The organism is Paracoccus onubensis (assembly GCF_003591515.1).
In the GTDB taxonomy this organism is placed as follows: Bacteria; Pseudomonadota; Alphaproteobacteria; order Rhodobacterales; family Rhodobacteraceae; genus Paracoccus; species Paracoccus onubensis.
Genome location: NZ_QZCG01000010.1, coordinates 78,723 through 92,383, shown reverse-complemented (window position 1 = coordinate 92,383; position 13,661 = coordinate 78,723). Strand labels below are relative to the sequence as shown.

15 protein-coding genes are annotated in these 13,661 nt (G+C 59.3%); 2 read left to right on the top strand and 13 right to left on the bottom strand.

What is annotated here, in order from left to right; all coding sequences use genetic code 11:
• Positions 1-3: 3 nt before the first annotated feature.
• Complete coding sequence (locus D3P04_RS23415; protein ID WP_182912889.1) at positions 4-1,344, bottom strand: OmpA family protein; 1,341 nt, start codon at positions 1,342-1,344, stop codon at positions 4-6.
• Positions 1,345-1,392: 48 nt separating this feature from the next.
• Between D3P04_RS23415 and D3P04_RS23410 the strand changes: the two genes are divergently transcribed.
• Positions 1,393-1,989 (top strand): hypothetical protein, encoded by a 597-nt coding sequence (locus tag D3P04_RS23410; protein ID WP_182912888.1) that lies wholly within the window; start codon positions 1,393-1,395, stop codon positions 1,987-1,989.
• A 294-nt stretch (positions 1,990-2,283) separates the two neighbouring features.
• Here the strand turns inward: D3P04_RS23410 and D3P04_RS15075 are convergent, their stop codons facing one another.
• From D3P04_RS15075 to D3P04_RS15055, 5 genes are read right to left on the bottom strand one after another with little or no spacing between them, the layout of a single operon-like run.
• Positions 2,284-3,126 carry a ferredoxin--NADP reductase gene (locus D3P04_RS15075; RefSeq protein ID WP_119750328.1) on the bottom strand — a complete coding sequence of 281 codons (843 nt, stop codon included), beginning with the start codon at positions 3,124-3,126 and terminating at the stop codon, positions 2,284-2,286.
• 51 nt (positions 3,127-3,177) lie between these two features.
• Positions 3,178-3,549: a DUF934 domain-containing protein gene (locus tag D3P04_RS15070; protein ID WP_119750326.1), complete on the bottom strand. Its 372-nt coding sequence runs from the start codon at positions 3,547-3,549 to the stop codon at positions 3,178-3,180.
• A complete protein-coding gene (locus D3P04_RS15065; protein ID WP_119750324.1) occupies positions 3,546-4,277 on the bottom strand; it encodes a phosphoadenylyl-sulfate reductase in 732 nt (243 codons plus the stop codon). The genes D3P04_RS15070 and D3P04_RS15065 overlap by 4 nt, the downstream gene beginning before the upstream one ends.
• Complete coding sequence (locus D3P04_RS15060; RefSeq protein ID WP_119750322.1) at positions 4,270-5,928, bottom strand: nitrite/sulfite reductase; 1,659 nt, start codon at positions 5,926-5,928, stop codon at positions 4,270-4,272. Before D3P04_RS15060 ends, D3P04_RS15065 begins: the two co-directional genes overlap by 8 nt.
• Complete coding sequence (locus tag D3P04_RS15055) at positions 5,921-6,253, bottom strand: DUF2849 domain-containing protein (protein WP_119750321.1); 333 nt, start codon at positions 6,251-6,253, stop codon at positions 5,921-5,923. Before D3P04_RS15055 ends, D3P04_RS15060 begins: the two co-directional genes overlap by 8 nt.
• 102 nt (positions 6,254-6,355) lie before the next feature.
• On the opposite strand from D3P04_RS15055, the gene D3P04_RS15050 reads away from it, so the two are divergent.
• Positions 6,356-6,856 carry an Lrp/AsnC family transcriptional regulator gene (locus D3P04_RS15050; RefSeq protein ID WP_119750319.1) on the top strand — a complete coding sequence of 167 codons (501 nt, stop codon included), beginning with the start codon at positions 6,356-6,358 and terminating at the stop codon, positions 6,854-6,856.
• A gap of 36 nt (positions 6,857-6,892) precedes the next feature.
• Here D3P04_RS15050 and D3P04_RS15045 read toward each other — a convergent pair whose 3' ends face one another.
• The 7 genes from D3P04_RS15045 to D3P04_RS15010 all read right to left on the bottom strand — a co-directional run bounded on the left by D3P04_RS15045 (position 6,893) and on the right by D3P04_RS15010 (position 13,651).
• Positions 6,893-8,002 carry a THUMP domain-containing class I SAM-dependent RNA methyltransferase gene (locus tag D3P04_RS15045; RefSeq protein ID WP_119750317.1) on the bottom strand — a complete coding sequence of 370 codons (1,110 nt, stop codon included), beginning with the start codon at positions 8,000-8,002 and terminating at the stop codon, positions 6,893-6,895.
• Between the two features lie 247 nt (positions 8,003-8,249).
• Positions 8,250-8,939, bottom strand: coding sequence for an SMC-Scp complex subunit ScpB (scpB, locus tag D3P04_RS15035; RefSeq protein ID WP_408634382.1), 690 nt, complete (start codon positions 8,937-8,939; stop codon positions 8,250-8,252).
• 5 nt (positions 8,940-8,944) lie between these two features.
• Positions 8,945-9,775, bottom strand: coding sequence for a segregation and condensation protein A (locus D3P04_RS15030; RefSeq protein WP_119750313.1), 831 nt, complete (start codon positions 9,773-9,775; stop codon positions 8,945-8,947).
• A gap of 97 nt (positions 9,776-9,872) precedes the next feature.
• Positions 9,873-10,913 (bottom strand): ABC transporter substrate-binding protein, encoded by a 1,041-nt coding sequence (locus D3P04_RS15025; RefSeq protein WP_119750311.1) that lies wholly within the window; start codon positions 10,911-10,913, stop codon positions 9,873-9,875.
• Positions 10,914-10,984: 71 nt separating this feature from the next.
• The gene (locus D3P04_RS15020; protein ID WP_119750544.1) at positions 10,985-11,728 is read right to left on the bottom strand and encodes an SDR family oxidoreductase; all 744 of its coding nucleotides are present in this window, start codon (positions 11,726-11,728) and stop codon (positions 10,985-10,987) included.
• A gap of 112 nt (positions 11,729-11,840) precedes the next feature.
• The gene (gene ppk2, locus D3P04_RS15015; protein WP_182912894.1) at positions 11,841-12,713 is read right to left on the bottom strand and encodes a polyphosphate kinase 2; all 873 of its coding nucleotides are present in this window, start codon (positions 12,711-12,713) and stop codon (positions 11,841-11,843) included.
• An 11-nt stretch (positions 12,714-12,724) separates the two neighbouring features.
• Positions 12,725-13,651: a homoserine O-succinyltransferase gene (locus D3P04_RS15010; RefSeq protein WP_119750307.1), complete on the bottom strand. Its 927-nt coding sequence runs from the start codon at positions 13,649-13,651 to the stop codon at positions 12,725-12,727.
• Positions 13,652-13,661 lie beyond the last annotated feature (10 nt).

The window sequence follows — 13,661 nt, the reverse complement described above, 5'->3', positions numbered from 1 at the left end:
GGATTATTCGGCGCCCTGAAGCAGATCGGTAATCCGCCGGACCGAAGCGCGGCGATTCTCGCGGATATCGCCGTCGCTGCGCACTTTCGGATATTGTTCACCGTAACCCTGCACGACCAGGTTTTCCGGCGGAACATCGTAATATTCGCTTAGCGCAAGCGCCACGGACTCGGCACGCCGGTCGGAAAGGGCAAGATTCGTGGCTGATGCGCCAACCGTATCAGTATGTCCCTCGATCAGAAAAATCTCGTTGGGATTTTCCTGAATCGTCTCGTGAATGACATTGCCCAGACCCGCGAGCCGGTCTGCCTGTTCAGGCCGGATCGCGGCCGAGCCGGTATCGAAGGTAACGCCCTCGATATCAACCGGAGCAACCAGTGACCGAACCTCGGGAATGTTGCGGATCTGGGCAAGGCTGAAGCGGCGATCGATATCGGCCTCGCGTCGCAGTGCCTCGCGCAGTTCTTCTTCGTCCAGTTGTCCGTCTTGGTATGGTGAGGGCGAAATTGGGGCCGGAAGCTCTGCGATATCGACCGGCGCGACTTCCATGGTATCGTCGATCAATGGCATGCTCTGCCCATCAGGAGAGATCAGCGAGCGGCGCAGAACGCGCAGATCGGCATCACGGATGGTCACGATCTTGCTTCCATCCGCCCGCGTCACGATCGTCCGCGAAGAGCCATCATCGAAATTCTCGGTCGTTACGGTCGATCCCGGCTCGCGCAGCAAGGCGACCTCGTCCTTGATCACCTCCTGACTGCCATCGGGGCGGGTCACGACGACCCGGTCCGGTGTGCTAAGCGCGACCTGACGATTATTGTTCAGCATCGATCCGACAGCCAGTGCTCCCAGCCCCAATACCAGAGCTTTGGTCAGATCGTTATCGTCGTCATCGTCATCATCATCCGAACGCCGGTCGCGCCAGTTATTCGAGCCGGACCAGCCGTCGCGCAGACTGGTTGCGAAATCCTCACGGGAAGAGCGGCTGTTCTCTCTGGTCACCCTTTGCTCATAAATTCTGCCTCTCCGACCGCCTTCGATCAAGGCTGCCGCATTCGGAATCCCGGCGGCCCTTGCAAGTTCCCTGGCAATGGCGGTCTGGGCAGAGCCTTCCTCGGCGACACGCCGGACGACCTTGCCATTGTCATTCACCCGGTACATCTGCCGCGCAGCCGGCGCCATGACGAAACGGCCGTTCTTTTGCCGCTCCAGGACGACGCCGCCCGGCGTGATCGCGGCGCTGCCGTCATTACAGGGATAGGCCGCGCCCGACAGACAAGTCAGCCGGGACTCGTCCAGCCCGGACTCGACCTCACCGCGCAGCACCCTGTGCAGGCCACCCATGTCTCCCTGACGTTTTTTTGCGACATCGGATTCGGAAAGCCGGATCCGTTGGTCTCTCTTGCCTGTGCGCAATCCCAATTCACGCGCGATTTCCTTGTCGCGCTGTTTCCGATCAGCCTTGTTGCCATTTCCGGCCTGTTTCGGCTTGTCCCGATGCGGTTTGTTGGCAGGAGATTTGCCGTCGGTCCGCAAGCCAGGTCTATCCTTGAACTTGCCGGGATCATCATTGCCTTTCCTGTTCCCGGCTTGCCGGGGCCGATCTTCTTTGTTCCGGTTCTTTTCCTTTGCCTGATCGTTCTTCAGCCGCTGCGGTTTTTTCCCTTTGGCATCATCGGATTCGGCCTTCAGGCCCAGCTGATTCTTAATACGATCATGGTCTTTCGGGTTTTGACGCTTTCCTTGCTGTTGAGCCTGCTTCCCCTTCCGTTCCGCCTGTTTTTTCTGCTGCTTTACCGGCTTTTCCTTGGGTTCGGCCTGCTTGTCGCGCCGCAGTTCCGACTGTTTCTGACCATTCTTTTTATTCTGGTTCTCCGCATTCCGGCGCTTCTTTGCAGCATTCTCATTGCCGGGGCCCTTCTGCCGCTTTGCGGCACCTTCTTTTGCATTGCGCTGCTGCTGCCGTGCATTTCCCTGCGGCTTCTTTGAGGTAACCTCAGGGCGTACTTCCTCGGATGCGGCAGGGCGCTGGCGCTTGGGCCCATCCTGATCCTGCGCCCATGCAAGATGCGGCGTCAAAAGTGAAAGGCAGGCAATGATCGCGGTGCTGTTTTTGATGATCCGGCGCATCTGCATATCTCGAATACTGGTTTCAGGTTGCGGGCATAACATTTCGCGGGCCGGGAAGTTCCACCGTATGACCCATTCGTGAGCATTGCCCAAACAAAAGGGCGCAGGTCTTGCCCGCGCCCCTGATCACCGCAATCTGACGTGAAACGAAACTTATATTCCCTCGCCGACGAACGCCTTTTCGACAACGAATTCCTTCGGTTCGGAATTCGCGCCCTCACGCAGGCCGAAACCTTCCAGCACCGCTTTTACATCCACGTTGAACGCAAGAGAGCCGCAAATCATCGCCCGGTCCGTTTCCGGAGAAACCGGCGGAAGTCCCAGATCTTCAAGCACCTTGCCCGAGGTCAGGTTATCGGTAATCCGTCCCATCAACGGGGATTCCTCACGCGTGGTGGTCGGATAATACAGTAGCCGATTGGCGAAATCGTCACCGTAAAGCTCACTTAAAAGCGGATCATTCCGAAGATTTTCAACCAGTTCCCGGCCATAGTTCAACTCATCCGCGGTCCGGCAGGTATGCATCATGACGACCTGCTCGTAACGCTCATAGGTTTCAGGATCGCGCATCAGGCTTGCAAAAGGCGCAAGGCCGGTGCCGGTAGCCAGAAACCACAGGCGCTTGCCGGGCAGAAGCGCGTCCAGAACCAGCGTCCCAACGGGTTTGGGCCGCAGGATGATCTCGTCGCCTTCCTTGATATGCTGCAGTTTCGAGGTCAGCGGCCCGTCCGGCACCTTGATCGAATAGAATTCCAGCTCGTCGTCCCAATTGGGCGAAGCAATGGAATAGGCGCGCAGGATCGGCTTGCCGTTATCGCCCGGCAGCCCGATCATCACGAATTCGCCCGACCGGAAACGCAGCGAGGCGGGCCGGGTCACGCGGAACGAGAACAGATGATCGTTCCAATGCTTCACCCCAGTGACGGTTTGCGCGTCAGGCAGGGTTTTCGCGGGTTTCGTCGTTGCGGCCTCGGTCACGGGGATATCCAGCGTCATGTATGAATCCTCAGGTCTTCTAATGTTTCTTCGTTCCGGGCGAAAGACCCGTCATCCGGCAAGCTGATCACGATGGTTCCATTCGCGCCAGTCGGCGCGGGCAATCCACTGCTCCTGCGGTTGCCGCTGAGCGATTTCGGGCGAGATTTCCACCTCGTCGAAGCCGACACGCCGCGCCATCGCATATTGATCCGCGATCAAACGACCAGATGCCCGCAGTTGGCCCGTGTAGCCAAGCGCCCGCAAGCGGCGGGCCAGCGAGAAGCCGCGTCCGTCACCAATTGCCGGAAAATCGATGGCGATCAGATTGTGGTGCAGATGATCCACAAGTTCCTCGGGCTGTGTATCCGGGGCAAAGGTGATCTCGGGTTCGTCCGTCAACTTATGGAACCCGTCATCACGGACAATGATATTCTCGCTCATGCCGGAACCTTTCCGCGGACCATGCGTCCGCCGATGAAATGAATGCCGCATTCTGTTTTTTGGCTTCCCCGCCAACGGCCTGCGCGCTGATCTTCGCCCGGTTTCACAGGGGATGTGCAGGGTGCGCAGCCAATCGATGCATAGCCTTTGGCAACCAGAGGATGCCGCGGCAGGTTGTTCTCGATCATATATGTCTGCACATCTTCCGGCCTCCAATGCGCCAGAGGATTGACGCGCAGGCGCAACGGTGGCTCGGGCTCGAAAAATTCAAGCTCGGTCCGCTGTCCGCCCTGAAACCGCTTGCGCCCGGTGATCCATGCATCGAAACCATCCAGCGCACGTTCCAGCGGAACGGTCTTGCGCAGGTCACAGCAGGCATCCTGATTGAACTGATGCAAACTGCCATCGGGATCAAGGCGCGAAACCTCGGATTCGCTTGCGCGGATCACCCGCACATCGGTCAGCCCCAAGCGGTCCGCAACCTCACGCTGATATTCCAGCGTTTCGGGAAACAGCATCTGGGTATCGATGAACAAGACCGGCAATCCCGGCGACACGACCGAGACCATGTGCAGCAGAACAACCGACTCGGCGCCGAATGACGAGACCAGCGCGACTTTCCCCAGATCGGGATCAGAGACCGCACGACGCAGCACCTCGGTTGCAGCGTGGTGCCGGTATCGTTCGTTGAGCCGTCCCGCCCTTGTATCGAGCGATTGATCAAGCATCGACGGTCTCGGGGTAAAGAGCAGCCTTGAACGGTGCAGGGCCAAGCCGGCGGTAAGCGTCGATGAAACGCTCGTTTTCATCCTCGCGAATTTCCAGATAGGCGCGCAGCAAACGGTCGATGGCGGGAACGACCTCCTCAGCGGGGAAACCCGCCCCGGCACGTTGTCCGATGGCCGGAATATCGTAACCGTCGCCGCCTAGGGTGATCTGGTAATTCTCTACCCCTGCCCGGTCCAGACCAAGAATGCCGATATGGCCCAGATGGTGATGCCCGCAGGCATTGATGCAGCCTGAGATGCGGATATTCAGTTTGCCGATCTCATCCTCAAGACCAACCGCACGGAAATGCTCAGCGATTTCCTGAGCGATCGGGATCGAGCGCGCCGTCGCCAGCGTGCAGTAATCCATGCCGGGGCAAGCGATGATATCGCTGGTTTTGCCTGCATTGGCTGTGGCAAGGCCCGCCTCGCGCAGTGCCAGATAAAGCGCCGGCAGATCGGCTTTATGCACATGCGGCAGAACAACGTTCTGATCGTGACTGACGCGGATATCGTCATGCCCGTATTTCTCGGCCAGTTCGGCCAACAGGTGCATCTGTTCCGCCGACGCATCCCCCGGAGTCGCCCCCGGCGCCTTGAAGGTCACAATGACACTGGCATAGCCGTCGATCTTGTGGGGATGCAGGTTGGTATCGGTCCAGCTGCGGAAAGCCGGATTGGCGGCGCGTTCGGCCTCGAAACCGTCAACCGCAGCATTGCGGAAGGCGGGGGCGGCGAAACGTTCGCGGAACTCGGCCAGGGCTTCCTGATCCACGCCGTGGAATTCCAGACGGCGGAATTTGAAATCGTCCTCGACATCGGCCTTGAACACATCAAGACCACGTTCGGACACGGTGATCTTGATCCGTGCCTTGTACTTGTTGTCGCGGCGTCCCGTCAGGTTATAGGTCGCGATGATCGCTTCCAGATACGGCAGCAGATCCTGTTCCGGCAGGAAATCGCGGATCACACTGCCCAGCATCGGCGTCCGGCCAAGGCCACCGCCCACCCAGACCTCGAAGCCGCGTTGACCGTCCTTCTCGACGATGCGAAGCCCGATATCATGGGCCGACACAAGCGCGCGGTCACGTTTGCCGCCGGAAATGGCGATCTTGAACTTGCGCGGCAGAAACTGGAATTCGGCATGGTCGGTTGACCATTTCCGGATCAGCTCGGCATAGGGCCGCGGATCGGTGATCTCATCCGCCGCCGCCCCGGCAAATGCGTCGGTGGTGGTGTTGCGGATGGTATTGCCCGAGGTCTGGATCGCATGCAGATTGACCGAAGCCAGATGATCCAGCATATCGGGAATTTCGACCAGCTTCGGCCAGTTGAACTGCATATTGGTGCGGGTCGTCCAGTGCCCATAGCCCTTGTCATAATGCTCGGCCAGATAGGCCAGCATCCGCATCTGATCGGGGTTCAATGTGCCGTAAGGAATGGCGATCCGCAGCATATAGGCATGCAATTGCAGGTAAACACCGTTCATCAGCCGCAGCGGCCGGAATTCCTCTTCGGTCAGGCTGCCATCCAGACGGCGGGCAACCTGCGCGCGGAATTGGGAAACGCGGTGACGAACATAATCCGTATCGGAGGGGCGGGCGTCAAACATGGGCTGCCTCGGATTTCTTGGTGGTCTGAATGCCGTGGAAATAATTGGAGGGGCCTTTCTGCCGGAAGGCCTCGCGGAAATGGGTCGGCTCGGGGCCGTTCGGGCCGCGCCTTGCCTCGACCATATACGGGCCAACGACCAGATTGTCCTGTCCGATAGCCTTCAAAAGCGCAAGCTCGGCGATTGCCTCATCTTCGTACAAAGTCGCTTGTGCGGGGTCAGGCGTCCAGCCATCCTCACACATCCAGACGTTATGGCCTTCGCGCAGATCATTCGCGGTAATGACGCCGGGTCTGGCGGCCGTCGGTATGAAGGCTTTGCTCATCTCGTGGACCTTTCCGTTGATGCTCTCTATATAGAATTTTATTCTGGATCTTTGCGATAGGTTCAGCAAAATAAGAACGAAACGGCCGAAGGGGCACGGGTAATGGAACGCCATTCGCAAGACAGCGCATCAACACAAACATTCGTCCGGCTGGACGAGGTGGATCGCAAAATCCTTTCCCTGCTACAGCAGGACGCCAGCCTGTCTCTGGACCAGATCGCGGATCGGGTCGGCGCGTCCAAGACCCCTGTCTGGAACCGGATCCGCAAGCTGCGCGAGGCGGGCGTGATCCGGCGGCAGGTCGCGATCCTTGACCCCGAGGCACTGGGCCTTGAAGCCTGTTTCTTCGTTCTGATCCGCACCAGCGAACATGACAGGGAATGGGCCGCGAATTTTCTTCAGGCCCTGCGCGAACGCCCCGAAGTGATCGAAGCGCATCGTCTTGCGGGCGATATCGATTATATCCTGAAAATACAGGTCAGGAATGCCCGGGCCTATGACCGGTTTTACCAGTCATTGATCGGCGAGGTGAAGATTCACAATGTCACCGCGCTGCTGTCCATGGAAGAAATCAAATCGACGACGGCATTGCCTATTGGCTGACGTGGCGCGATGGTCCGGAATGACGGAATTGGCGAATTATGGTTTTTTCACGCGCCATAGCCTGATCTTCAGCCCGCCATGCGCAACGATGGGTCCGGGTGGATGAAATTGCAGGCCGGTTGCGCGGGCCAATCCGGCGTCACTGGTCACGATTCCGATCTCCCATTCCCGGAAAAATTCTCGGAACCGCTGCCCCATCGATGCATACAGCCCGAAAAGCGGCCCCTTGTTGCCGATCCGGGAACCATAGGGCGGATTGACGATGACGATTCCCGGCGCGCAGTCCGGCGGCGGTAGCAGATCGCTGATCGGCTTGCACTCGAAGCGCACAAGATCCCTGACCCCGGCGCGGTCCGCATTTGCAGTGCTCATCCGCACAGCACCCGCATCCCGGTCGCTGCCATAAAATAGCTGCGCCGGTTGCCGTGTATTCGATGCCTGTCGCATTCTTTGCCATTCGGGAGGATCGAAGACTGCCAGCTTCTCGAAAGCAAAATTGCGGTCGCGTCCCGGAGCCAAATCCGCGGCGATCTCGGCTGCCTCGATCACGAACGTGCCCGAGCCGCACATGGGATCAAGAACCGTCTGGCTGCCATCATAGCCCATCTCGCGCAGGAACATCGCCGCCATCGTCTCGCGCATGGGGGCCTTGGCGACGGCCTCCTTGTGGCCCCGCTTGTGAAGCGACTCGCCGGTGGTATCCAGGCTGATCGTCGCAAGATCATCCTCGATCCGGAGCTTGACGGTGATCGCCGCCTCCGGGCTGATCGTCGCGCCAAGTTCTTCCCGCAGCGCGCGCTCGATACGCTGTTGGGCTGCGCCGGCGTGATAGATACGCGAGGCGCGGCAGACCGCTTCGACCTTCACCGGGATATCGGGGCGCAAAACCTTGCCCCAGGCGAATTTGCGCGCGCGTTTGTCCAGTTGCGCCAGATGCAGGGCGCGGAAACTGCCGATACGGGCCAATATCCGCGTCGCGCCGCGAAGCATCAGGTTTGCCCGCCACACATCATGCCAATTCCCGTGGATCGTCAGGCCACCAGGCAATATCCCGGGCGTCCAGCCATGTTCGCGCAGTTCAGCCGCCAGCGGCTGTTCCAACCCCGGCGTGGCAGTGATGAAAATCTCGAAGGGCTCGTCATTCATGACGCAGACCTAACCGGATCCGCGTGACTTGGCGAGGGTCTCAACGCATCCGGCGCAACATTCTCAACGCCTGCTTTACCCGCCTTGTGTCAGACCGGGGTCCATTATTACGCGGCCGGCCCTTTCCCGGTGTCGGTTTCCGTTTCGAAAGCGCGTCGAAGCCCTTGTTGATGCCCTTGTTCATAAGGCGGCGCATGATCAGCCGGATGAACATGTTGATAAGCTGACTCGCATTCATGGCACCCTCTCAATCGTCTTCAAACAAATCCTCTGCGGGTTCGTCAGGATCAACATCGTCATCCTCGTGCCGTTCGACAAGGGGAACGCGCATCGGATCGTCCGGGGCACGGGATTCCAGCAGGCCCGCCGCACGCAATTCGGACAGGCCGGGCAGGTCGCGGGCCGATTCCAGTCCGAAATGATCGAGAAATGTCTCGGTGACGACGAAAGTCGCGGGCCGTCCCGGAGTCATCCGGCGGCGTCCCATCCGCACCCATTCCATCTCGATCAACTGATCCAGCGTGCCACGGCTGACCGCCACGCCCCGGATTTCCTCGATTTCGGCGCGGGTCACCGGCTGGTGATAGGCGATAATGGCCAATGTCTCTGTTCCGGCACGCGAAAGCCGGCGATGTTCGATCGTTTCGCTTTGCATCAGAAAGCCAAGATCGGCGGCCGTGCGGAAAGCGTAACCGTCGCCAATCCGTTCCAGCGAAACGCCCCGGCCCTGATAGCGTTGGCGCAGCTTGGCGACAGCCTCGGCCGGATCGCAGCCATGCGGCATCCGTGCGGCCAGATCACGCGTCGTGACAGGGGTGGTCGCCGCGAACAGGATCGCTTCGACCATCCGCTCCTGCTGCTCAAGCGGCGGCGGCGGGAAATCGGGCGAATTGGCGGCCTCGCCGATTTCGGGATTATTCTGGTCACTATCGGTCAAATCGGTCACGTCGGCCTGCGTCGGATGGTAATCGGTGAGAAGGTGTCGTCCTGCCGTATCTCCAGCCTGCCCTCTCTTGCAAGCTCAAGCGTCGCGGCAAAGGTGGCTGCGGTCGCGGAGCGGCGGCGCGCCCCCTGCCCCTCCCATCCTTCGGGCAGGAAGTCGGACAGGTCGGTCCACTCGCCGGCATAGCCAACCATCTTGCGCAGCCGTTCAAGGGCCTGTTCCATCGTGAAGACATCGTGACGATCGAAAGCATAGGGGCGAAATTCGTCGCGCGTCTTGAGCCGGGCGTAAGCCCGCATCAGATCGATCAGCCCGGCCTGCCATTCGGTGCGCCGCTTGCGGATCACCGTTTCGGGAATACCCCGCTGAAAACGGCTGATCCCCAGCCGGTCACGCCCCATCAACCGCGCTGCCGCCTGCCGCATCGCGTCCAGCCGCTCAAGCTGAAAGGCAAGATGGGCTGCCATATCCTCGGCGCTTGGACCTTCGGCCTCGGGATCGGGCGGCAGGAGCAGGCGCGATTTGAGGAATGCCAGCCATGCCGCCATGACCAGATAATCGGCGGCAAGTTCAATCCTCAGAACACGGGCCTGCTCGACGAATTTCAGATATTGCTCGGCCAGATGAAGCACCGAGATTTTCATCAGATCGACCTTCTGCGTCCGCGCAAGCGTCAGCAGCAGATCCAGCGGCCCTTCATAGCCATCGACATCGACGATCAGCGATTCTTCGGCACGGCGTTCTGCCACCACGGCGGCGTCGAACTCGTCCTTCGGAGGCCCGTCCGGGACAGGCGTCAGATAGGGGATATCTTTTACCGATCTGGCCATGTCAGTTTCCCTTGCATCCGGAAAGACAGGCTCTGCTGTTGCCGCCGACAAGTCAAGTCATGCGGCCGGACGGGAAATCCCCGCCCGGCCTGTGCGATCAGAATCCGGCCTTGATCTTCTCAAATTCGGCCAGCTGTTTTTCGCGCTGCGCCGGATCGTTCGGTGTCTGGGCAAGAATGGGAACATCCACCGGGCTCAGCCCTTCCTGGACCGCTGCTTCATCCTTGATCGTCTCCATCGCCTCGGTCGATGTATGACCGTAGCCGATCTCGTCCAGCAGCGCCTTGCCGGTGCCGGCATCAAGCCATGCATTGATGAAGTCGTAAAGCTTCTCCTCGTTACCCGGCCCGTTCTTGATGTTCACGAAGCCGCAGAAAAAGGTCGAGGACCCCTCTTCCGCCTCTCGCTGGAATGCGACGGGATAATCATCGGCCCGCAAGTAGGTCACGCCGTCATTCCACGACCATGCGATATCCACGGCACCCGAAGCCATCAGCTGCGCCTGCTCGCTCGGGTCCGCCCAATAGGCCGCGACATTCTGATGAGCCTCGCGCAGCCATTCGGCGGCGGCCTGAAACTGCTCGTCGCTGACATCGGTCCAGTCCGCCGTACCGGTCGCAAGATAGGCCAGCGCCCAGACATCATCCGATGAATCCGGCAAAGAGATCCGCCCCTGATATTTCGGGTCAACGAAGACCTGCAAACTCGCGACATCCTCGGCCGGGACGGTATCCGGGTTATAGGCAATGGCGGTCGCGCCCCAATCGGTCGGGATATACCAGACGCCCTCGTCATCCTTGTAGACCTCGGAATCAAGGAATTTCGGGTCGATCTTGTCGAAATTCGGAATCTTGGACGTGTCCCAGGGCTCGATCAGCCCGGCATCGCGATATTTACTGACCATCTGACTGCAGGGATGGACGGTATCGGCCTTGAAACCCGAAGCGATCTTCTGAAATGCCTCGTCATCGTCGCCGTAAAGCGCGAAAGTCGGGCTATCGCCATTCTTGTCGACATATCCCTGAAACAAGGCCGGCACCTCGAATCCGGCCCAATCGAACACGGTCAATTCCGGATCGGCAGCAAACACCGGCCCCGCGATGGCAGAGGCCAGAATGGTCGTCGTTAAAAAGCGCATATGAAAGGCTCCTGTCAGCAGCGGTCTGATCAGACGCTAGCCGGGGCGAACTTCCCGCGCAAGCGAATCGTTCAACGCATACGCAGCGCCCCGTCGAGCCGCATTACCTCGCCGTTCAGATAGCCACTTTCGACGATGAATGCCGCCATACGGGCATATTCCGCAGGATCGCCAAGCCGTTTGGGAAAGGTCACCTCGGTCGCGAGACTGTCCTGAACCTCTTGCGGCAATCCGCGCAGCATCGGGGTGCTGAAAATACCCGGAGCGATGGCGCAAACGCGGATCCCCTGCCCGGCAAGGTCACGGGCCAGTGGAAGCGTCATTCCTGCGATCCCGGCTTTCGACGCGGCATAGGCCGCCTGCCCCTTCTGGCCATCGAAGGCGGCGATTGATGCGGTATTGATGATAACGCCGTTTTCCTCGCGTTGATTGCGGATCATTTGGACGGTGGCAAGGCGCAGCACATTGAAACTGCCAATCAGGTTGATCTCGATCGTGCGGCGGAAACTGTCCAGCCGGTGCGGACCCTCCCGGCCCAGAGTCCTTTCACCAATGGCGATGCCTGCGCAATTCACGCAGATATCCACGCCACCCATGGTTTCAACCGCTTTCGAGATCGCCGAAGCCACGCTTTCTTCATCCGTCACATCGGTGCGCAAATATCCCGCACCCGTTTCGGCCGCGGTTTCTGCGCCCTTCTCATCCAGATCCAATATCAGGACCTGCGCACCGCAATCGCGGAAATGCCGGACCGTCGCCGCCCCCAGACCCGAGGCGCCGCCGGTTACGATTGCGCGAGCATGTGACAATTCCATCTTATCCTCCCCCTCTGGACGGCTTGCGGAATCCGTGGAATTCCGTGACATCCCTGATTTGTTCCGGCAGACCCCTGCCCTGATTATCCCGCCGGTATACGGGCGCCGCGGCTTACCGATCAAGCATCTCGGGACCGCCCGCGATCTTCGGATCGATCTTGCCGATCGCTTCCTCATCCTTGCCCGCGTAGTCCACCGCAGTCAGCACCGTTTGAATCGCCGCGATACGAGCCCGGCGCTTGTCGTCCGAGCGGATCACGGTCCAGGACGCGATAGGTGAATGCGACAGGCTGAGCGTTTCGGTGATGGCCCCGGTATATTCGTCCCATTTCGCAAGGCCTTCGACATCGATATCGGACAGTTTCCACTGTTTCAAAGGATCGCTCTCGCGATCAAGGAAGCGCTGCAATTGCTCGGCCCGTCCGACATTCAGCCAAAGCTTGACCAAAACGATTCCATCATCGACCAATGTCTGTTCGAATCCCGGCAACTGGCGAAAAAAGGCGTTCCTTTGGTCATCCGAACAGAACCCGAAGACACTTTCGACCACGCCGCGATTGTACCAGCTTCGATCGAACAAAGCGATTTCGCCCGCGGCAGGCAGCCAGTCCACATAACGCTGAAAATACCACTGCCCGGCCTCGCGTCCGGTCGGCTTCGGCAGGGCGACGATATAGGCGGAACGCGGGTTCAGATTTTCGCGTATCCGCTCGATCGTGCCGCCCTTTCCTGCAGCATCCCGTCCTTCGAACAGGACGACTATCCGTTTCCCGGCGGCCTGCACATCATGCATCATCCGGACAAGTTGCAGCTGCAATTGCTCCATCCGGTCCTTGTAATCGTCTTTCTCCATCTCGGCGCGATAAGGATAGGCAGGATCGAGCACCTCGTCCTTGCCGGCCCCCTTGATGGATTTGCGGATTTCCTTTGGCGCCTTCCTGGCAAGATATTTGCTGATCTGACCGACCAGCGGCAGTTCGGGCATCTCGGACATGGTCAGTCCCTTCCGATCAGGTTCATGTCGTAATGGGTCGTCTGGTAGATTTCGTTGATCCAGTTCCCGTAAAGCAGATGCGCATGGCTGCGCCAGCGATTTGCGGGTATGCGCGACGGATCGTCATCGGGATAATAATTGCAGGGCACATTGATCGATTTGCCTGTCTTGACGTCGCGGTCATATTCTTCCTTCAGCGTGATGCTGTCATATTCCAGATGATTGAAGATATAGAGCGCCCGACGCGCCCGGTCTTCAAGCAGACAGGGACCGACCTCTTCGCTGGCAAGCAGGGTCGTCAGTCCGGAAATCGCGTCGACCTCGGATTGCCGCACTTCGGTCCAGCGGCTGACGGGGACCAGAACATCATCGGAAAAGCCGCGAAGATAGGGTGAGGCCGACGCAAGATTCTGATGCCGGAAACACCCGAAAGCCTTGCCGTCCAGCATATATTTCTGAAGCCCGTGAAAATGCCAGGCCATGGCCATTCCGCCCCAGCAGACGCCAAAGGTGGAGTGGACATGGGTTTGCGTCCAGTCGAAGACCCGGCGCAACTCGTCCCAATAGGTGACATCGCCGAAATCCAGATGCTCGATCGGAGCGCCGGTAATGATCAGCCCGTCAAACTTCTCGCCGGTCTGATCGACCTCCCGGAAGGTGCGATAGAAGCTTTTCATGTGATCGGCAGCCGTATTGCGGCTTTCGTGATCCGACATGCGAATAAGCTGAAAATCGATCTGCAGGGGCGTCGCGCCGATCAGCCGGGCGAACTGGTTCTCGGTCTGGATCTTCTTGGGCATCAGGTTCAGCAGACCAATGCGGAGGGGCCGGATATCCTGCATTGCCGCCCGTCCCGGCGACATCACCATCACGCCTTCTTCCGACAGGATGCGATAAGCGGGAAGGTCTTCGTTCAGGGTGATGGGCATTCTTCTTTTT